Origin of the sequence: Halorubrum sp. DM2 (assembly GCF_901686465.1) — an archaeon.
Taxonomy (GTDB): domain Archaea; phylum Halobacteriota; class Halobacteria; order Halobacteriales; family Haloferacaceae; genus Halorubrum.
Genome location: NZ_LR594487.1, coordinates 3,208,087 through 3,227,705, shown reverse-complemented (window position 1 = coordinate 3,227,705; position 19,619 = coordinate 3,208,087). Strand labels below are relative to the sequence as shown.

Annotated in this window: 17 protein-coding genes and 1 pseudogene; 7 read left to right on the top strand and 11 right to left on the bottom strand. The window is 70.2% G+C overall.

The window, feature by feature from the left end; translation table 11 throughout:
* Positions 1-9: 9 nt before the first annotated feature.
* Together QOL69_RS16165 and QOL69_RS16160 are read left to right on the top strand one after the other, a co-directional pair.
* Positions 10-1,545 carry a carboxypeptidase M32 gene (locus tag QOL69_RS16165; protein WP_283404015.1) on the top strand — a complete coding sequence of 512 codons (1,536 nt, stop codon included), beginning with the start codon at positions 10-12 and terminating at the stop codon, positions 1,543-1,545.
* Positions 1,546-1,586: 41 nt separating this feature from the next.
* A complete protein-coding gene (locus QOL69_RS16160) occupies positions 1,587-1,718 on the top strand; it encodes a hypothetical protein (RefSeq protein ID WP_283404014.1) in 132 nt (43 codons plus the stop codon).
* A 320-nt stretch (positions 1,719-2,038) separates the two neighbouring features.
* Here the strand turns inward: QOL69_RS16160 and QOL69_RS16155 are convergent, their stop codons facing one another.
* Positions 2,039-2,650: a hypothetical protein gene (locus QOL69_RS16155; RefSeq protein ID WP_283404013.1), complete on the bottom strand. Its 612-nt coding sequence runs from the start codon at positions 2,648-2,650 to the stop codon at positions 2,039-2,041.
* Positions 2,651-2,872: 222 nt separating this feature from the next.
* Complete coding sequence (locus tag QOL69_RS16150) at positions 2,873-4,045, bottom strand: 3-dehydroquinate synthase II (RefSeq protein WP_048078250.1); 1,173 nt, start codon at positions 4,043-4,045, stop codon at positions 2,873-2,875.
* 124 nt (positions 4,046-4,169) lie between these two features.
* Here QOL69_RS16150 and QOL69_RS16145 point away from each other — a divergent pair, with 124 nt between their 5' ends.
* Entirely contained in the window at positions 4,170-5,807 is a 1,638-nt protein-coding gene (locus QOL69_RS16145) for an HTTM domain-containing protein (protein WP_283404012.1), read from the top strand.
* A 22-nt stretch (positions 5,808-5,829) separates the two neighbouring features.
* Here QOL69_RS16145 and QOL69_RS16140 read toward each other — a convergent pair whose 3' ends face one another.
* From QOL69_RS16140 to trpC, 4 genes are all read right to left on the bottom strand, one after another.
* Entirely contained in the window at positions 5,830-6,621 is a 792-nt protein-coding gene (locus QOL69_RS16140; RefSeq protein WP_283404011.1) for a 2-amino-3,7-dideoxy-D-threo-hept-6-ulosonate synthase, read from the bottom strand.
* An 80-nt stretch (positions 6,622-6,701) separates the two neighbouring features.
* The gene (gene trpA, locus QOL69_RS16135) at positions 6,702-7,589 is read right to left on the bottom strand and encodes a tryptophan synthase subunit alpha (protein WP_283404010.1); all 888 of its coding nucleotides are present in this window, start codon (positions 7,587-7,589) and stop codon (positions 6,702-6,704) included.
* Positions 7,590-8,894, bottom strand: coding sequence for a tryptophan synthase subunit beta (trpB, locus tag QOL69_RS16130; protein ID WP_283404009.1), 1,305 nt, complete (start codon positions 8,892-8,894; stop codon positions 7,590-7,592). It lies immediately after the preceding gene.
* Entirely contained in the window at positions 8,891-9,673 is a 783-nt protein-coding gene (gene trpC / locus QOL69_RS16125) for an indole-3-glycerol phosphate synthase (protein WP_283404008.1), read from the bottom strand. Before trpC ends, trpB begins: the two co-directional genes overlap by 4 nt.
* A gap of 151 nt (positions 9,674-9,824) precedes the next feature.
* On the opposite strand from trpC, the gene QOL69_RS16120 reads away from it, so the two are divergent.
* Positions 9,825-10,295, top strand: a complete 471-nt coding sequence (locus QOL69_RS16120; RefSeq protein ID WP_283404007.1) for an MGMT family protein — start codon at positions 9,825-9,827, stop codon at positions 10,293-10,295.
* Positions 10,296-10,362: 67 nt separating this feature from the next.
* On the opposite strand, the pseudogene QOL69_RS16115 reads toward QOL69_RS16120, so the two are convergent.
* Positions 10,363-10,828: pseudogene (locus tag QOL69_RS16115) on the bottom strand (DUF302 domain-containing protein).
* Between the two features lie 126 nt (positions 10,829-10,954).
* On the opposite strand from QOL69_RS16115, the gene QOL69_RS16110 reads away from it, so the two are divergent.
* Positions 10,955-11,488, top strand: a complete 534-nt coding sequence (locus tag QOL69_RS16110) for a desampylase (protein ID WP_283404006.1) — start codon at positions 10,955-10,957, stop codon at positions 11,486-11,488.
* 6 nt (positions 11,489-11,494) lie between these two features.
* On the opposite strand, the gene QOL69_RS16105 is transcribed toward QOL69_RS16110, so the two are convergent.
* The 3 genes from QOL69_RS16105 to cmk form a co-directional block, all read right to left on the bottom strand.
* On the bottom strand, positions 11,495-12,307 hold the full coding sequence (locus QOL69_RS16105; RefSeq protein ID WP_283404005.1) for a universal stress protein: 813 nt from the start codon (positions 12,305-12,307) through the stop codon (positions 11,495-11,497).
* Positions 12,307-13,731: an APC family permease gene (locus tag QOL69_RS16100; RefSeq protein ID WP_283404004.1), complete on the bottom strand. Its 1,425-nt coding sequence runs from the start codon at positions 13,729-13,731 to the stop codon at positions 12,307-12,309. Before QOL69_RS16100 ends, QOL69_RS16105 begins: the two co-directional genes overlap by 1 nt.
* A gap of 99 nt (positions 13,732-13,830) precedes the next feature.
* On the bottom strand, positions 13,831-14,445 hold the full coding sequence (gene cmk, locus QOL69_RS16095; protein WP_283404003.1) for a (d)CMP kinase: 615 nt from the start codon (positions 14,443-14,445) through the stop codon (positions 13,831-13,833).
* 133 nt (positions 14,446-14,578) lie between these two features.
* Between cmk and QOL69_RS16090 the strand changes: the two genes are divergently transcribed.
* Both QOL69_RS16090 and QOL69_RS16085 read left to right on the top strand, forming a co-directional pair.
* Positions 14,579-17,581 carry an ATP-dependent helicase gene (locus QOL69_RS16090; RefSeq protein ID WP_283404255.1) on the top strand — a complete coding sequence of 1,001 codons (3,003 nt, stop codon included), beginning with the start codon at positions 14,579-14,581 and terminating at the stop codon, positions 17,579-17,581.
* Between the two features lies 1 nt (position 17,582).
* Complete coding sequence (locus QOL69_RS16085; protein ID WP_283404002.1) at positions 17,583-18,374, top strand: CDP-alcohol phosphatidyltransferase family protein; 792 nt, start codon at positions 17,583-17,585, stop codon at positions 18,372-18,374.
* Between the two features lie 63 nt (positions 18,375-18,437).
* Here the strand turns inward: QOL69_RS16085 and QOL69_RS16080 are convergent, their stop codons facing one another.
* Positions 18,438-19,544: an oxidoreductase gene (locus QOL69_RS16080; protein WP_283404001.1), complete on the bottom strand. Its 1,107-nt coding sequence runs from the start codon at positions 19,542-19,544 to the stop codon at positions 18,438-18,440.
* Positions 19,545-19,619 lie beyond the last annotated feature (75 nt).

Genomic DNA, 19,619 nt, shown 5'->3' with positions numbered 1-19,619 from the left:
TCGAAACTCATGGCAACGGAAGCCACAGCAGACGGCACGGACGACGCGTCTGACGCACCGGACGCATACGACGCGCTCCTCGACCGCGTCCAGCGGTGGAACGCGGTCGGCAGCGCCTCCGGCGTCCTCGGCTGGGACCAGCAGGTGATGATGCCCGAGGGCGGCACGCCCGCCCGGTCGAAGCAGCTCTCGGCGCTCTCCTCGGTCCACCACGACATGGTCACCGACGACGAGACGGGCGAGCTGCTCGACGAGCTCGACGACGCCGACCTCACCGACGAGCGGGCCGCGGTCGTCCGCGAGGTCCGCCGCGAGTACGAGCGCGCCGACGCCGTTCCGGTCGAACTCGTCGAGGAGATCTCCGAGACCGGCTCCGAGGCGCTTCAGGCGTGGGAGCAGGCGAAAGCCGAGGACGACTTCGACGAGTTCGCCCCGTACCTGGAGAAACACGTCGAGCTGAAACGCGAGTACGCCGAACACATCGACCCCGACCGCGATCCCTACGCGGTCCTCTTCGAGGAGTTCGAGCCGTGTCTGTCGATGGAGCGCGCCGAGTCGATCCTGACCGAGCTCCGCGAGGCGCTCGTCCCCATGATCGACGACATCCGCGAGTCCGACCGCGAGCTCGCGGTCGACACCTTCGAGGGGACGTTCCCCGAGGAGGATCAGGAGGCGCTCTCCCGTGAGGCGCTGGATCTCGTCGGCTACGACTTCGACCGCGGCCGCCTCGACGTCTCCTCGCACCCCTTTACCTCGGGCAACCAGTTCGACTGCCGCGTGACCACCCGGTTCGACGAGACCGACCCGCTCGGGGCCGTCGGCTCGACGATCCACGAGTTCGGCCACGCGCAGTACAACCTCGGGCTCCCGCAGGAGCACTTCGGTACGCCGCTCGGCGAGTCGCGCGACCTCTCGGTCCACGAGTCGCAGTCGCGCCTCTGGGAGAACCACGTCGGGCGCAGCGAGGCGTTCTGGGAGGAGTTCCTCCCCGTCTTCCAAGAGCACTTCCCGCAGACTGAGGACGCCACCGTTCGGGACGCCTACGAGGCGTTCAACCAGGTGTACGAGGACAACTTCATCCGGGTCGAGGCCGACGAGCTCACCTACCACCTCCACATCGTGATCCGGTTCGAGATCGAGCGCGACCTGATCCGCGGCGACCTCGACGTCGAGGACGTGCCCGAAGTGTGGAACGACAAGTACGAGGAGTACCTCGGTATCCGGCCCGACACCGACAGCGAGGGCTGTCTTCAGGACATCCACTGGAGCCACGGCAACTTCGGCTACTTCCCCACCTACTCGCTCGGCTCCGTGATGGCCGCCCAGCTGTTCGCGGCCGCGGAAGCGGAGATCGACGACCTCGACGCGAAGATCGCCGACGGCGACTTCGACGACCTCCACGACTGGCTCGGCGAGAACGTCCACCGGCACGGCTCCCGCTACGAGACGAACGAGCTGGTCAAGCGCGCGACCGGCGAGGAGTTCACCGCCGACGCCTTCCTCGACTACGTCGACGAGAAGTACGGCGAGCTGTACGGTATATAAACACCCTCAGCCGTTTCTGCGTTCCTTATAAGCAATCGCGTGTGGCGGGGAGTCGATACTGCGGTGGCGCGTGCCTGCGAGCGGTCGCCACCGGCGACCGCGAAGCAGCACCGCGCGAGGGAGTCGGTCGCCGGAGCAACGCGGAGGCGACCGACGAGGCTGGGGAGGCGTGAGGTGCTGTGCGGGGCGGTGTGGGGCGGGTATCGAAGGGGCAGCCGCGAGGCGGGCGTAGACGACGCAAGGACCGCAGGAACGAGCGGAGCGAGTGACGAGGACCGCAGCGAGTGTACGCCCGCCTCGCGGCTGGGGCTTCGGTGGTGTCGATCAGCCATTTATAACCAGGTACGTTCAGCTAAGCGGCTGGGGCTTCGGCGGTCTTCGTGTCGATCGCTCGCTTATAAATAGCAATCACGTACAGCCGAGCTACCGGGGCTTCGGAAACGGTCTCACCGCAGTAACCGAAACTGTCCACACATAACGGCCTCTCCGCGCCCTATCCCAGCCGGAATCCGGTCATCAGCGCGATGAGCGCGAGCATCACCGCGCCCTCGAACAGCCCGACGACGAGGTTCTTCTGCTCGATCGATTCGAGCTTGGACGCGTCGGGACTCGCCGACAGGGTCTCGTAGTACGCCGACAGCTGGAGCCGGTGCGGGACCGCCAGCCCGAACGCGAACAGCCCCCAGCCGAGGCCGAGCGCCAGCCCGGACCACGCGCCGCCGAAGCCGTAGCCGAGTCCGATTTCGGGCGTCAACAGCACCGTCCCGGACAGCACCGTCGTCAGCGAAACCCCGACGAGGAAGAACACGGCTTTCGGAATCAACACGGTGTTCACCGCGGCCGACGCCTCCTCGTCGAGCCCGCCTAGCGTCGGCCCGATGAGCGCGGGGAAGATCAGCGCGAAGCCGAACCACACCGCGCCCGCGGCGACGTGCGTGTAGAAGAGTAGTTCGGTGTTCGCCAGGCCGAGGCTGGCGGCGAGAAACGCCAGCGGCACGAGGAAGCACCCGGCCGCGAACGCCGGGTTCGCGGCATTCGCAAGGTGTCGTACCCGTTCGACAAACCCCGACTCCGCGACGTGGCGACCTTCGTTAGCAACTGCCATGTGACAGCGACATTAGAGAATCACACTAATGTGTTCGGGTCGATGCGAACGCGCCCGGTTCCGATCGGCTCGACGACCTCGCTCGCGTACGAGGTCTTCCGTACGGTCGACCTCGCTACTCGCGGGCCAGAGGCCCGCTCATTTGTAGTGGCCTCCCTTCGGTCGGCCACTCGGCTCACGGCTACGCCGTTCGCATATGAGACTTCGCTTCGCTCAGTCTCGCTACTTCTCAATGATGCTCTCCTCGACCGCCTCGCCGAAGTGGCGCGCCACGTCCTCGTAGTAGACGAGCGCCTCGTCGCCCTCCTCGACGTCGGTGACCGCCTTGCGGCCCTCGCTCGTGGCGATCTTCACGGTCTCGGCGTTCTGGATGAGCGTCTCGATGCGGTCGGTCCCCTCCTCCGTCTCGATTTCCGCCTGAATCCGGAACATCGGGCGCTTCTCGATTTTTACCCGACCCACCACCGCCTCGCGGGTGTTCCCGTCGGTGTCGACGAGCTGGACCTCGTCGCCGCTCGACAGCTCCGCGAGGTAGTTGGTACCGCCCTCCGCGTTGCGGACGTACGCGTGGACCGCGCCGGCGTTCACGCGGAACGGCCGCGACGCGACGTACGGCGACTCGGCGGTCTCGGCGTGGACGAAAAAGAGGCCGCGCGACATCGAGCCGACCAACATCCCCTCGGTGTCGTCCATCAGCGATCCGGTGTCGATACAGACGCGGTCCGCCATCCCGGTCTGTTCGATCGCCGTCACCTCGGCGTATCGGAGGTCGAGCGTCTCGCGGTCGGCCGCGTCGCGGGCTTCGACCGCGCCGCGGATCTCGTCGGGGTCGTCGGCGTCGAGGAGGACGCCGTCCGCGCCGATCTCCAGCGTCTCGAAGGCGGTTCGAGCCTCCGCGGCGGTCGTCGCACCCGCGACGAGGTGCGTCTCCTCGCCGACCCGGGCAATGAGGTTCTCCAGCGGGATGATAGACCAGTCTTCGCCGACGATCACGGTGAACTCGGCGTCGTCGGCCGCGGCCTCCGCGAACGCCTCGTACTCGGTGCCGAGGACGCGGACGTACGCGCCCTGCGCGCGGTCGTCGCGTCGGCGGAGCGTCGTCAGGTCCGCCGACCCGGAGAGGTCGTCGGGCATCGCGATCGTCCCGTCGCCCTCGCCGCCCTTCCCGACGAAGTACGCGTCGGCCTCGGCGTCGCTCTCGGCGTCGTCGATCACGTCGGCGTCGGAGCGGAACGCCGCGACGTTCACGTCGCCGAGCTCCCGGACGCGACCCACGTCTCCCTCGTCGACGAGGACCCAGTCCGCCCCGGCCTCGATGGCGGCCGTGACCCGTCGCTTGCGCGCCTCCCAGTCGCCGACGTCGCCGTCGGCTTTGACCCAGACCGTGCGTGTCATTGTCGGAACCTCACGGCGCGCCGGCTTGAAAACTGCGGAAGGGTCGCGCGTTGCGGACGCGATCCGGCGCGGCGACGACAAAGCACTTAGTAGTGAAATCACTTCGTATGAGTTGGATTACCGGATGACGCCACCATGGCAACCGCTCTCGACGGTAGGTTCCCGATACGCGGCGGCTCGCGACTCCCTCCGCGAGCGCGGCACACCCCATCTCGGGATCGATCCGCGGGCGCTCGGCGCGTTCCGGATCGCGCTCGCGCTCATCCTCCTCGCCGACCTGCTGGTCTATCGGCTGCGAGGGGTGGGCGCGTTCTACACGGACGCCGGCGTCCTTCCGCGCTCGACGCTCGGTGAGGTCTATCCGCTCTTGGAGGCCGTCTCGCTCCACGCGCTGTCCGGCTCGGCATGGGTACAAACGGGGCTGATCGCCGTCGCGGTCTGCGCCGCCGTCTGCCTGCTCGTCGGCTATCGAACGCGGGCCTCGACGGGGGTCTCCGTCGTCCTGCTCGCGTCGCTGTACGCGCGGAACCCGTACGTGATCAACGGCGGGAACACGATTCTGGTCGCGTTCCTCCTCGTGAGCCTCTTCCTTCCGCTCGACGCTCGCTGGTCGCTCGGCGGGAGCCGTCACGGCGACGGTCGCGGTCGGGAGGCGGCCGACCGAGGGGCGGACGCCGAACGCGGAGCCGGGATCGATCGGCGAATCTGTTCGGTCGGCACAGCCGTCGCGCTGCTGACGCTCGTGTCCATCTACGCGGCGAACGCGGTCTCGAAGTACCGGAGCGACGCGTGGATGTCGGGCGTCGCGGTCCCTCGGATCTTCCAATTGGGGGAGTTCACCGTGGGACTCGGCCCGCTCGTCTCCGAACACGCAGCGGTCCTCGCGGCGGTAAACTGGCTCTGGACCGCGCTCCTCTCGGCGTCCGTCCTGCTGGTCGTCGCGACCGGGCGGCTCAGGACCGGGGTCGCCCTCGCGTTCGTCTCCGCGCACCTCGGCATGGCCGCGACGATGCGGCTCGCCGTCTTCCCGTACGTCATGGTCTCTGTACTGCTGTTGTTCCTGCCGCCTCGCGTCTGGGACCTCGTCGAGACCGTCGCGTCGAAGCTTCGCGTTCCCTTCCGGTCCGGGGCGCGCACAGCTCGAAGCGACGGCGGACGTGCTGACGCTGGAAGCGGTGACGGCGTGAGCAGTGACGCCGGAAGAGGTGACGGCGTGAGCAGTGACGGCGAACCGGGCGACGCCGAACGCGCCACGGAGTCTGCGTCCCCGGCCAAATCTCGGGCACGCCGCGGGATTCGGGTGGGAGCCACCCTGCTGCTCGTGGGGTTCTTCCTCGCGCTCGTGTGGTGGCAGGCCGCGGGCGTCGGGCTCGTCGACCTCCCGGCGTCGGAGTCGACCGGCGAGCTGTCGGAGGGGAGCTGGTCGTTCTTCGCCCCGAACCCGCCCGACGCCTCCGGCTGGTACGTCGTCCGCGGGACGCTCGAATCGGGCGACGCGATCGACGTGCGGGACGGCGGGGCGGTCGCGTACGACCGACCGCCGGACGCGGCGGAGACGTATCCGACGACGCTCTGGCACCAGTTCGGATTCAGGACGAAGAACGCCGGCGAGTCGCGGTACCGACCGGTGGCGTCGTACGTCTGCGAGCGGTCGGACCGCGATCTCTCGTCCGTGACCGTCTTCCACGTCGAGCAGCCGGTCGATCCGGACGGACCGGTCGGGGAGCCGCAGGTAGAAGAGCGGATCAGCGCCGCCTGCTGACTCGGGACCGCGGGGCGGAGCGCTACGCCTCGACGAACCCGCCCGCGCGCAGCGCCTCCTCGACGGAGGCGTCGTCGTGGACGACCGCCGAGACCGCACGGGCGATCCCCTCGGGGTCCTCGTGCTGGAAGATCGACCGGCCCATCGAGACGCCGGCGGCGTCGCCGTCCATCGCGCCGCGGACCATCTCGACCGTCTCGGGGTCGGTCCCCTTCGAGCCGCCGGCGATGACGACCGGCAGCCGGGTCGACTCCGTCACGCGCGAAAAGGTGTCGCCGTCGCCCGAGTAGCCCGTCTTCACCACGTCCGCGCCGAGTTCCTCGGCAAGCCGGACGGCGTGACCGAGCGCCTCGGGGTCCGTGCTGTCGACGCCCGGGCCGCGCGCGTACGCCATCGCGAGGACGGGCAGCCCGAGCCGCTCGGCGTCCGCGGTCAGCTCCGCCAGCTCCTCGATCTGGTCCGGCTCGTACTCCGAACCGACGTTGATGTGGAAGGAAACGGCGTCAGCGCCCGCGCGGACCGCATCCTCGGCGGTTCCGGTAACCCGTTTGTCCTGTTCGTCCGGCCCAATCGTCGTCGAGCCGTTGAGGTGGACGATGTAGCCCGCGTCGTTCTTGTTCTCGTGGACGCGTGGGGCAACCCCGCGCTGGGTGAGCACCGCGTCCGCGCCGCCGCTGGTGACGCCGTCTATCGTCGACTCGATGTCGACGAGCCCCTCGACGGCACCCATCGTGATCCCGTGGTCCATCGGGACGATGAGGTATCGGTCGTTCGTGGAGATGCGGTCGAGTCGTGCCGAGAGTCCTGCTGTCATGGTGAGATCGATCGTTGTGTGAGCGTGTGTCAATCGGAGGTAAGTGGGTTTCGTTCGGGGACGTATTGGTTCGTTTCGGCTCAGGCAGACTCGACGGTCTCAGTCCGCGAGCGGTAGCCGCGCTCGGCTCCCGCATTCAGTTCCCGAGAGAGCGCCTCCAGTCGGTCGGCGACCTCGGCGGTCGATGAGTCCTCCGCGACGCCCTCGGCGACCACGTCGACGAGCGCCGAGCCGACGATGATCCCGTCCGCCCCGCCCGCGACGATCCGCTCGGCGTGGTCGCCCGTCGAGATGCCGAACCCGACCGCCTTCGGCACGTCGTACTCGCGGAGCCGGTCGAGGCTCGCCGTCGTCTGGTCCGAGACGTCGTCGCGAGCGCCCGTGGTCCCCAGCCGCGCCTGAACGTACACGTAGCCGGAGACGTTGGCCATCATGCGGTCCAGTCGGTCGCCGCGCGTCGTCGGGGCGACGATGAAGATCAGGTCCAGCCCGAACTCGTCGCACGCCTCCCGCAGCGGGTCGGCCTCCTCCGCCGGAAGGTCGGGGACGACGAGGCCGGAGATTCCGGCCGCTGCCGCGCGTTCGACGAAGGGGCGCGGGCCGGTGCTCGCGGCGTCGCCGCTCGCGTCCGAGGCGCTTCGCGCCTCGCTGTCCCCGTACTGATAGATCAGGTTGTAGTACGTCATACAGACTAAGGCGGCGTCGACATCCAACTCCTCCGCGAACGCGAAGAAGCGGTCGGGCGTCATCCCCGCGTCGAGCGAGCGGACGAGCGCTTCCTGGATCGTCGACCCCTCGGCGATGGGCTCCGAGAAGGGGAGCCCGAGTTCGATCACGTCCGCGCCGCCGCGGTCGAGCGCCTCGACGTACGCCTTCGACGACTCGTAGTCGGGGTCGCCCACGACGAGGTACGGGACGTACGCCGGGCCGTCCGCGAACGCCGCGTCGAGCGCGTCGGCGTTCGCCATCTACATCCCCCCCGTGAACATCGACATGTCCGGCGCGCCCTCGATATCGCGCTTGTCCGTCTCCTCGATGGCGGCGTCGAGGTCCTTGTCGCCCCGCCCGGAGACGTTCACGACCACGCGCTCGCCAAGCTCCTCGTGGTGTTCTTCGAGGAAGCCGAACGCGTGCGCCGTCTCTAACGCCGGGATGATCCCCTCCGTCGAGGAGAGCCGGTGGAACCCCTCCAGCGCGGCGTCGTCGTCGACCGCGACCGGACTCACGCGCCCCTCGTCGACGAGGTACGCGAGCTCCGGCCCGACGCCGGCGTAGTCGAGTCCCGAGGAGATCGAGTGACTCTCCATGATCTGCCCGTCCGAGTCCTGAAGCAGCTTCGTGCGCGCGCCGTGGAGGACGCCCTCCTCGCCGGCGAAAAGCGACGCGGAGTTGGGCGCGACGCCCGCCTCCTCGTCGACCTCCAGCGTCGAGCCGCCGGCCTCGACCGCGTGGAGCGCGACCGACTCGTCGTCGACGAACTCGGCGAACGACCCCATCGTGTTCGACCCGCCGCCCGCGCAGGCGACCACGTCGGTCGGGAGCCCGCCCGTCTTCTCTCTCGCCTGCTCGCGGGCCTCCTCTGAGATGACCGCCTGGAAGTCGCGGACCATCACCGGGAACGGGTGCGGGCCGACGATGGAGCCGATCACGTAGTGGGTGTCCTCGACCGTCTCCGCCCAGTCGCGCATCGTCTCGGAGATGGCCTCCTTCAGCGTCCCGCGGCCGGTGGTGACCGGCTTCACCTCCGAGCCGTTGAGCTTCATCCGGAACACGTTGGGGCGCTGGCGGTTGATGTCGCGCTCGCCCATGTAGATCGTACAGGGCATGTCGAGGTGCGCGGCCGCCATCGCGGTCGCGGTGCCGTGTTGGCCGGCTCCCGTCTCCGCGATGATCCGCTCTTTGCCCATGTACTTCGCCAAGAGGACCTGTCCGAGCGCGTTGTTCAGCTTGTGCGCGCCGCCGTGAAGGAGGTCCTCGCGCTTGAGGTACACCTCCGTGTCGTAGCGCTCCGAGAGCCGGTCGGCGCGCTGGAGCGGGGTCGGCCGGCCGCCGAAGTCGGCGAGCCGCTCCCGGAACTCGTCGACGAACCCGTCCTCGTTGTCGAGGACGTAGCGCTCGTAGGCGTCGGTCAGCTCTTCGATCGCCGGCATCAGCGCCTCAGGGACGTACTGGCCGCCGTAGCGGCCGAACTTCCCGTCGTCGCGGCCGCGCTCGCGGCCGGGGCGTCGCGCCGTCTCCGTTTCCTCCGTCGTCCGCGTGTCGGTCTCGCTCATGTGGTGTGTTCCGTGGTCTCCGCTCGCGTCAGTTCTCGCGTGTTCGCCTCGACGTCGCCGTCCATGATCGCGCTGCCGACGAGCAGGGCGTCCGCGCCCGCCGCGCGCATCCGGCGGACGTCCGCGGGCGATCCGATGCCGCTCTCGGCGATCAGCGTCACCTCGTCCGGGACGTGGGGTGCCACGGACTCGAAAGTTCCGAGGTCGACGACCAGCTCCGCGAGGTCGCGGTTGTTGACGCCGACCGTCGTCGCGCCCGCGTCGAGCGCGCGCTCCAGCTCCTCCCGGTCGTGGACCTCGACGAGCACCTGGAAGCCGCGGTCGCGGGCGGCCGCGAGCAGGTCCGGGAGGTCGTCGCCGACGAACCGGGCAATGAGCAGGACGACGTCGCTCTCGACGGCGTCGAGCTGGTCCTCGTCGACGACGAAGTCCTTCCGCAGGACCGGCACGTCGACGGCGTCGCGCACGCGTTCGAGGGTGTCGACGCTCCCGCCGAAGTGCTCCGGCTCGGTGAGCACGCTCAGGGCGGCCGCGCCGCCCGTGACCATCCCCTCCGCGAGCGCGACCGGGTCGTCCTCGCGGGCCCCGTCGGTCGTCGGACTGGTCGGTTTTACCTCGGCGATCACCGGGACGCGCCCGTCGGCCTCGGCGCGCTCGAACGCGGCGGCGAGGTCACGGGGGGAGACCGAGACCCGCTCGCCCGGTCCCGCGGCCGCGCGTTCGTGAGCGGCGGACAGGATCGATCTGACCGCCGGTGCCAGCTCGTCTGGATCGTCCATTACTATACACTAATGTACGTATCTGTTCATAAGACTTGCGGGGGACCGCGCCGGGCGGGACAGGACCTCTCTCCCCGGCTCGGTTCGCCACGTCGGGCGTTGGGCGGCGGCCGGCCGATATTTTAAGTGATCGACCCTTCCAATGAAGGGTATGAATATGTCGGGTACCTCCGGGGTCTACGCCCGGGAGTTCGACGAGATCGGCCGCACCATTCAGGTGGGGTTCGCCGGCGGCCGCGTCATTTCGGTGTCGTTTCCCGCCGAGCCGCCGGACGACGCGGAGGACGACCACGACCTGCTGGACCGCATCGGCGCGTACGTCGACGGCGAGCGCGACGAGTTCCCCGAGGTCGCGCTCGGGCTGACGGTGCCGACCGACCAGCGAGCGGTGTTGGAGGCGCTCCGGAGCGTACCGTATGGCGAGGAGGTGACGGTGAGCCGACTCGCGCGGCTCGGCGGCTTCGACCCCGACGACGCCGACGACGTGGCGACGGTGCGAGACGCGCTGGCCGACAACCCGATCCCCCTCCTGCTGCCGGACCACCGCGTGAGCGGCGGGCCGCACGCGACGCCGAGCGCCGTTCGGAGCGCGCTCCGGCGCATCGAGGGGATCGACCGCTGAGGACGCGCCGGATCGGTCGCGGATCTCGACTTCCCTCGGTGCGGCATCGCTCGCGACACGGCCTACTCTACTCGGAGCCGTGTTCCTCGATGTTCTCCCAGACGACGGTCATCAGTTCGCCCGTCTTCTCGACGAGCGCCTCGACGTCGGCCGACGACTCCGAGGGGGCGCAGCCGAGGTCGCGGATCGCCTTCGTCGCCGAGACGTGATGGACGTGGACGCGGTCGTCGCCCTCGCGCTCGTAGACAATCGTCGTACACGGGAGCATGCCGGCGAGCGTCGGGTCGATGCCGAGGGCGTCGTACGCGATCTCCGGGTGACAGACGACGATCAGCGCGGTCCGCTCGACGTCGTCGTGACCGAGCATCCCCTCGACCATCTGGTCGAGCCGCGTAACCTGAACCGTCTCGAAGTCGGCCAGTTCGTGTTCGAATCTGGACGAACGGCACCGCGTCGTCGAACGGCATGTCGAGGGTCGTGTGGAGGGCCTCCTCGGCGGTCGGTGCCGGGGACCCGGCGGAAGCGTCGCTCATGCTTTTCTCTCCCGGGGTGAGGGTAAAAATACCCGTGCGAGTTCAACGACTGCCGCTACCTCCGACGAGGAGGCGGCGCTCGCCGGCCGGATCGGATTTATCCGGCGGCCGCCCGTCACCCCTCGTGTGATCGAATTCCCCAGGGCGGTCTACGACGAGATCGTCTCGCGGGCGTACGCCGGGGGCGAGGCGGAGGTCTGCGGCATCTTGGCCGGGACCACCGTCAACGACGGCGAGGCGGGCGTCGGCGGCGATGCGGGCGTCGACGACGGGGCGGGCGTCGGCGGCGATGCGGGCGTCGACGACGGGGCGGGCGTCGACGGCCGGAGTGATGTCGAGGAGGTGACGGTCGTCGAGCGCGCCTACGCCGCCGATAACGTCGCGGAGACGCCGCAGATTCGATACCGCATCGACCCGGAAGAGCAACTCGAACTGTTAGAGGAGATCGAAGCCGCTGGGCTCGACGTGGTCGGCTTCTACCACTCGCACCCGACCGGACCGACCGAGCCGAGCGAGACGGACGCCGCGGAGGCGACGTGGCCGGACCGCTCGTACGTCATCTGCGCGCTGGACGGTTACCCCTTCGTCGGGTCGTGGCGCTGGCGCGCGGACGCGGAGGCGTTCGAGCGGGAGACCGTCGCCGTCCGCGGCGAGCGGTAGCCCAACTCACTCCTCGCGATCGGAACGCGCCTCTGCGCCGGACGTGCTGGACGCGCCGGACTCCCGGTCGCGGACCACGAGGACGGGACCGACCGACGCGGCCGCGACCCGTTCGCTCTCGTCGCCGAACACGAGCGACCGGAAGGACGGCGCGCGCTCCGCCATCACGACCGCGTCGTGCCCGGCCGCCGCGCCGATCAGCGCGTCGAACGCCGGGCCGCCCTCCGCCAGTTCCGTGGTCGTCTCGACGCCCGTCCCCCGGAGTCGGTCGGCCACGGCCGCGAGCCACGCCTCGTCGGTGACGCTCTCGGCGGCGTCGCCTTCGGATTCGGCCGGAACGTCCCCCTCGACCGCCCCGTCGCCGTCTGCGCCGTCGCCGCGGGTCCCGGCCGCGAGGAACAGCGTGACGCCGATGTCGCGGCCGCCGACGAGCGTCTCGACGAACGAGATGATCCGGTCGACGTCGACGTCGCCCGAGACCGACACGAGGATCCGGTCGACATCGCCGGTCGGTCCGGAGACGGCGAACGCGTCCGCACCCACCTCGTCGGCGACGCGCCGAACCGTCTGCTCGCGGTCGCGCGTGAACACGAGCCGGTGGTCGGCGTCGCCGCCGGCGGTCCGGAACTCCTGGCTCAGGTCCTCCAGCGCGGACGTGGCGCGCTCCCCGAACTGGAGCCGCGCCTGGTCCGGCGGCGTCTGTTCCGGCAGGACGTGGTAGCCGAGCACCGTCACGTCGACGGTGCCGAGCAGCGACATCAGCCCGGGCGAGACCGTTTCGCCTTCCAGTATCGCGACGGGTACGAGTGCTCGTGTCATCACAGGGCCCCCTTGAGTGACACGTCGCGGGCGTAGTAGAAATACCATCCGGCGGTAACGGCGATGACGGCGACGCCGACCGCTATCGAGAGCCGGTTCATGAACGCGATCAGCCCGAAGCTGGCAAGCGCGCCGAGGACCGGGATTACGGGCCCTCCCGGCACCGTGAAGTCTGGGTCGTACCACTCCGGTCGGTCCCGCCGGATGGCGACGAGCGCGACGCACATCAGTCCGTACATGATCAGATGGAGGAAGGAGGCGACCTCCGCGAGCAGCTGTACCTGCCCGGTCGCGGCGAGGACGATCACCGGGCCGCCGGCCATGCCGAGCGCGACGTGGGGCGTGCCGTATCGCAGGTTGATGCGGCTCGCCCACCGCGGGAGGAGCGCGTCCTTCGAGACCCCGTATATCGCCCGCGACGTGCTGAGGATCGACGCGTTCGCCGACGACATCGTCGCGAGCAGCCCGCCGACGATGATGACGAGCGCGCCGGCCGGCCCGAGCAGCGCCCGACCCACCTCGACCATGGCGGTCTCGCCCGCGTTCAACAGCGCGTCCCGCGTGAAGATGTTCGTCGCGATGAAGATGGTCAACACGTACAGGACCGTCACGATCAGCACGGACCCGACCATCGCCAGCGGGAGGTTCCGGCCGGGATCCTTCATCTCCCCGGCCACCGTCGCGACCTGCGCGAAGCCGAGGTACGAGGTGAACACGAGCGCGGCGACCGAGAGAATCGGGACCGCCTCCCAGACGCTCTCGGCCTGTCCCGGCGGCGTGTCGACGGCGACGAACCCGAACGCCTCCAAGAGGCCGTATCCGAGGAAGGCGACAAGCATCGACAACAGCAGCGCGACGATGGCGTTCTGGAGCTTCGCGGCGTTCTCGGTGCCGGTGACGTTCAGGACCGTGAACGCGACCCCGGCGACGACGGCGATGACGGAGACGATCACGGTCGGGCTGACGCCGACGGTGACCCCGACCTGCGCGAGCGCGTCGAGGGCGTAGTAGCCGAGTCCGACGAGGTAGAAGGCCGTCGCGAACACGAGTCCGAGCCACAGCGACAGCCCGATCACCGTGCCGGCGAGCGTCCCGAGCCCGCGCGAGATGAAGTAGTAGCCGCCGCCGCTGCGGGGCATCGCGGTCGCGAGCTCTGAGGTCGGGAGCGCGACGAGGAGCGCGATCAGCCCGCCGACCGCGAACGAGGCGGTCGCCGCCGTGCCGATCTCGCCGCCGGCGAGCCCGGGGAACACGAAGATCCCGGCACCGATCATCGTCCCGATCCCGATCGCGAGCCCGCCGCTCAGCCCGATGGTGCGTTCGAGTTCGGCCTCCTCGGTGATCGTCGCCCGCTCGGTCTCGACGACGGTCTCCGCCACCGGTGCGTCGCCGTCGAGGTTGCGGCCGCTCGGCTCGTCGGTCATGTCTTTCGCCGTACGACCAGCTATCTTATAAGTGTGGGCCGGGACCCCGTCGGTCCCCTGCTCCGACCTGTCCCCGCGGACGGGGCCGCCGAGCGGGGTTCAGATCTCGAAGTCGGGCGTGTCGAACGCGCCCTCGTCGGTCTCGACGTCGTACCCCTCGATGCCGGTGAGCGCCAGTTCGAGCGTCGACTCGGTGTCCCAGCGCCCCGTGTTGATCGCGAGGTCGTAGATCGACCGGTCGGACAGGTCGATGCCGTAGTAGGACTTGTACCGCTGCTCCTCAATGACCTCGCGGACCTGCATCTCGGAGGTCATCTCCTCCCGGTCGGCGGTCCGGTCGGCGCGGACCTCGTCGGGCGCGTCCAGCCAGATCCGGATGTCCGCCCGGTTGCCGGCGATCCACCCGGCGAGCCGCGACTCCAGCACGAACGCCTTGTTCGCGGTCCCCCACTTCTCGGCGATCCGGCGGAGCCGCCGGTCGAGCGCGCGGTCGATCTCCTCGGACTCGCCGGTCTCGGCGATGAGCTGCGAGAGGCTCATGTCGCGTTCGGCCGCGATCTCGCGGAACAGCTCGCCCCCCGAGACGTAGCCGCAGTCGAGCGCCTCCGCGATCCCCTCGACGAGCGTGGTGGCACCGCAGCCCGGCGGGCCGGAGACGGTGACGAACAGGTTCCGGTCGATCCGTCGGTCGGCCTCCGGCGAGGTACCGCTCATGCGTGCGTTGTCACGGAAGCGCGGCGGATAAACGGGTCGGTTGCGCGAATTTCCGCGGAGCCGACGGAGGTGGGGTCGGTTGCGCGAAGTTCCGCGGGGAATCGACGCAACCGATTTCCCTTCCCGACCCCTCGTGATCGCCGTGACCGAGTCCACGGATCGCGACGCCGAGGCGACCGCGCGGGCGCTCCTCCGCGGCGCGGTCGACCGCAGCGCGGTCGCGGACCCCGACTTCGACCCGGAGACGGTCCCGATCGGCGACGCCGACGTGCTCGCCCGGCTCTCGTCGCCGGTCCGTCGCTGGTGGGTCGAGCGGTTCGGCGGGTACGTCGCCGAGAACGGCGGCTTCTTCACCCCGCCCCAGCGGGAGGCGATCCCCCACGTCGACGACGGGGAGAACTGCCTCGTCGCCGCGCCGACGGGCAGCGGGAAGACGCTCGCCTCCTTTATTGCGGTCCTCGACGACCTCTTCGCGCGCGACCGCGCCGGCGACCTCGACAACTCCGTCTACTGCCTGTACGTCTCGCCGCTGAAGTCGCTCGCGAACGACATCGAGCGCAACCTCGCGACCCCGCTGGAGGGGATCGGCGAGGCGATCGCGACGGCGGAGGGAGAATCCAGCGACGAGAGCGACGGCGGCGAGTCCAACCCGAGCGACAGCGACGGGGACGACCCCTACGACCCCGGCGTCAGGCAGGCGATCCGCCACGGCGACACCTCGAAGGCGGACCGGCAGGCGATGCTCTCGGAGACGCCCCACGTCCTCAACACCACGCCGGAGACGCTCGCAATCTTACTCAACTCGCCGAAGTTCAAGGAGAAGCTCCGCACCGTCGAGTACGTGATCGTCGACGAGATCCACTCGCTGGCCGCGAACAAGCGCGGCACGCACCTCTCGGTGTCGCTGGAGCGGCTGACGGAGCTGATCGCGGCGGGCGACGACGCGGCGTCCGCCGCCGGTCCCCCGACGCGGATCGGCTGCTCGGCGACCGTCGAACCGCTCGACGGGATCGCTTCGTTCCTCGTCGGCCGCGAGCGCGTCGACGGCGCGGTCGGCGACGCCGACGGGTTCAAAACGCGTCCCTGCGAGGTGGTCGACGCCCGGTTCGCCCGCGAGTTCGACCTCGAACTCAGGACGCCCGCCGCCGACCTGATCCACACGCCGCGGTCGGCGGTGACCGACCGGTTCTACGAGTCGCTCCACGACCTGATCGAGCGCCACGAGAACACGCTCGTGTTCACGAACTCCCGGTCCGGCGCGGAGCGCACGCTTCAGGAGCTCCGGCAGCGGTTCGACTACGACGAGTCGGACTCGGGCTGTCACCACGGCAGCCTCGGCGAGGCGCAGCGGACGCGCGTCGAGGAGGGGCTGAAAGCCGGCGACCTCGACGTGGTCACCACCTCGACGAGCCTCGAACTCGGCATCGACATGCCCCACCTCGATCTGGTGGTCCAGGTCGGCTCGCCGAAGTCGGTCGCGGCGCTCCTCCAGCGCGTCGGACGCGCCGGCCACAGCCCGGGAGAGACCGTCGAGGGGCGGGTGTTCGCTCTGGACCGCGACGAGCTGATCGAGTGTGCGACGCTGCTCGCGCGCGCCGAGGACGGCTTCGTCGACCGCGTGTTCCCGCCCGAGGGGGCCTACGACGTGGCCGCACAGCACGTGTACGGGATGGCCATAAACCGGATCCGGCCCGACCGCGAGGTCCGGGAGGTGTTACGCCGGGCGAACCCGTACCGCGACTTCGACGAGGCGGCCTACGAACGACTCATGCGGTATCTCACCGCGGACTACGACGGGCTGGAGTCGAAGAACGTCTACCCGAAGGTGTGGCGCGACGCCAACGACCCGCCCGACGGCGACCACCACCACCCCGAGTTCCCGGTCGGCGAGACGCTCGTCGGGAAGCGCGGCCGGCTCGCACGGGTCATCTACATGACGAACGTGGGGACGATCCCCGACTCGTTCACCTGCGACGTGTTCACGCGCGGCGACGAGTGGGTCGGCACGCTCGACGAGTCGTACCTCGACACGCTGGAGTCCGGCGACGTGTTCGCCTTGGGCGGCGAGCGGTTCGCGTTCCGCTACCGCCGCGGCTCGAAGGTGTACGTCGACCGCACGAGCGAGCGGCCGACGGTCCCCTCGTGGTTCGCGGAGCGCCTCCCGCTGTCCGCGGACCTCGCCCGCGAGGTGCTGGCGTTCCAGGCCGAACTCCTCGACCGGCTGACCGGCGACGACCCGAACGCCGGTCCCGCCGCGGTCCGCGCGTGGCTCCGGGAGTTCCCCCTCGACGAGAACGCGGTCCGGGCGCTCGCCCGGATGTACGACGAGCAGGTCCGGTACGCGGGGCCGGCTGGCGTCTCGACGCCCGACCGCCTCGTGGTGGAGGAGGAACTCGACCGCAGCGAGTACAAGCGCCGCTTCTACGTCCACTCCGTCTACGGTCGGCGGTTCAACGACGGGCTCTCGCGGCTCGCCGCGAGTGCGGTCGCGAACCGGACCGACGCCAACGTCGCGGTCGCGGTCGCGGACCGCGGGTTCTCGCTCGCGCTCCCGCTGAACCGCAAGGTCGACGTGGCACAGATCTTGGCCGACCTCGACCCGGAGGCGGTCCGCGAGGACCTCCGCGAGGCCGTCGAGGGGACCGACCTGCTCCAGCGGTACTTCCGGATCGACGCGGGGCGCGCGCTCATGATCCTGAAGCGGTACAAGGGGTACGAGAAGTCGGCCGCCGAACAGCAGGTCTCCGCCGAGATGCTGCTGTCGTTCGCGGCGGAGTTGGACGAGTTTGCCGTGTTGGAGGAGACGTACCGCGAACTGCTGGAGGACCGCCTCGACGTGGCGGGGATCCGCGAGGTCGTCGGGCGGATCTCGACCGGCGATCTGGCGGTCGAACACCGCGTCGTCGACTCGCCCAGCCCGCTCGCGTTCGGGCTGGCGACGCTCGTCGACTCCGACACCGTCATCGCCGACGACGAGTCGGCCGTCCTCCGCGAGTTCCACGCCCGCGTGATGGAGGAGATCGGCGAGACACCGCGGACCGCCGACGACCGGAGCGCCGACGACGCCGGGACCGCTGCCGACGACCGGAGCGCCGACCGCAACGCCGAACCGTCGGCGGACCGACGGACGGACTGAGATGGCCGGACTCGGGCCGCACCCAGCGCCGCCTTCCCGCCTCCGCATTCAGTTCGTCGCCGTCGCGGCGCTCGGCCTCCTCGGTCTCGCCGCGCTGTGGCGACCGCTCGGGGCCGGGTGGGTCCTCGCCGCGGTCGCGCCCGGGACGTACCTGACGGCGTACGCGTGGACGAACCTCGGTGCGAACCGTCCGCCGGGCGGCGACGACCTCGACCCTCAACTCGGTCCGGCGAACGCGATCACGCTGTTCCGCGGCTGGCTCGCCGCGGTCCTCGCCGGCGCGGTCGTCGCGCCGTCCCCCTCCCCGTGGGTCCCCGTCGCGCTCTTCGCCGGCGCGGTCGGTCTCGACGCGGTCGACGGCGCGGTCGCCCGCCGCACGGCGGAGACGGTCCTCGGCGCGCGCCTCGACGGGGCCACCGACGCGCTCGCGGTCCTCGTTGGCGCGGCGGTCGCCGTCGCGCTCGGGTCACTCCCCGGGTGGTACCTCGTCGCCGGCGGGGTCTGGTACGCCTACGCCGCGTCGCTGTGGCGGCGCAGGCGGAAGGGCGCGCCGGTGTACGAACTCTCGCCGAGTCGGGTCCGCCCGTTCGTCGGCACCGTCCAGTTCGTCGTCGTCGCGCTCGCGCTCCTCCCGGGCGTCGGCGGCGCGGGCGGGCTGCCCGTCTGGCTCACCGCGCTCTCGGCGCTCGCGCTCGCGGCCCTGCTCGGAAGCTTCGCCCGCGACTGGGCCGCCGCGACGGGGCGGCTGGGTCGCGACGATCCGCCGGTCTCGGCGGGGGGAGACCGCGGCTGAGTCGGTTGATAGGAGGCCACAGAACGGATTGCGACTCCCCGAAGGAGGAGCTACGCGGTGCCGTCAGTCGTCTCCGGGGATCTCTGCGTCGCTGAGCGAGGCGTCGGGCTGGAAGACGACGCTCGGGTCGAGGTCGTCGAGCGGCTCGCCCGCCCGGACCCGGTCGGGCCAGTCGTGGTTGGCGAGCGCGCCGGTGCCGAGCGTGATCAGGTCGGAGCCGTCGGCCAACGCGGCTCGGGCGTTTTCGGGGTCGCCGAGGCTCCCGTTGGCGATCACGGCGACGTCGTCGCCGGCGTGGTCCGCGGCGAGTTCCGCGAGCGTCCGGTCGGTGTCCGGCACCTCGGGCGCGGTCGCGTCGCCGCCGGTGACGTGGACGTAGTCGGCACCGGCGTCGGAGAGCGCGCCGAACAGCGCGGCGGCGGTCGCCTCGCCGTCGGGCCAGACCCGCTCTTGATCGGCCACCGCCGCCTGCGAGGCGCGGACGCCGACGACGAACTCGTCGGGCGTGGCCTCGTCGATGGCCGCCGTCACCTCGGCGGGGAACCGCGCCCGGTTCTCCGGCGATCCCCCGTACTCGTCGTCGCGATCGTTGACCAGCGGGTCGACGAACTCGTGGAGGAGGTAGCCGTTCGCGGCGTGGACCTCGATCCCGTCGAACCCGGCGTCAAGCGCGCGCTCCGCCGCGGCGACGAAGTCCGTTTTCACGTCGGCGAGCCCCTCATCGTCGAGTCCGTCCGCCTCGGGGAACTCGCCCGAACCGCCGTACATCTCGGCCATCTCGCCCGGCGGACGGTACGGGGACGGGGCGACGGGACCGAGCCCGTAACGGTTGCCCTGCGCCTGCGCCCCGGCGTGCATCAACTGGGCGATGATCGGACTGCCGGCCTCGTGGACGGCGTCGACGACTGGCTCCCACGCCGCCGCCTGTTCGTCGGTCGCGAGGCCGGGCTGATTGGGGTAGCCCTGACTGTGCGTCGCGTCCGGGTGGACGCCCTCCGTGACGAGGAACGAGAAGCCGCCGCGGGCGAAGGAGGCGTAGTACCGCGCCATCCGGTCCGTCGGGTGCCCCTCGTCGGTCGCGCTCGTCCGCGTCATCGGCGCGAGACCGACGCGGTTGTCGAGAGCGTGTCCGTTCAGTTCGAACTCGTCGAAAAGCGGGTCGTCGGCCATCGCGTTTCAGTACCGTAGTCGGGAACATAAGCGGACGGCGGCTGTGCGCGTCCCGTCACACAACACGTGTGGTAC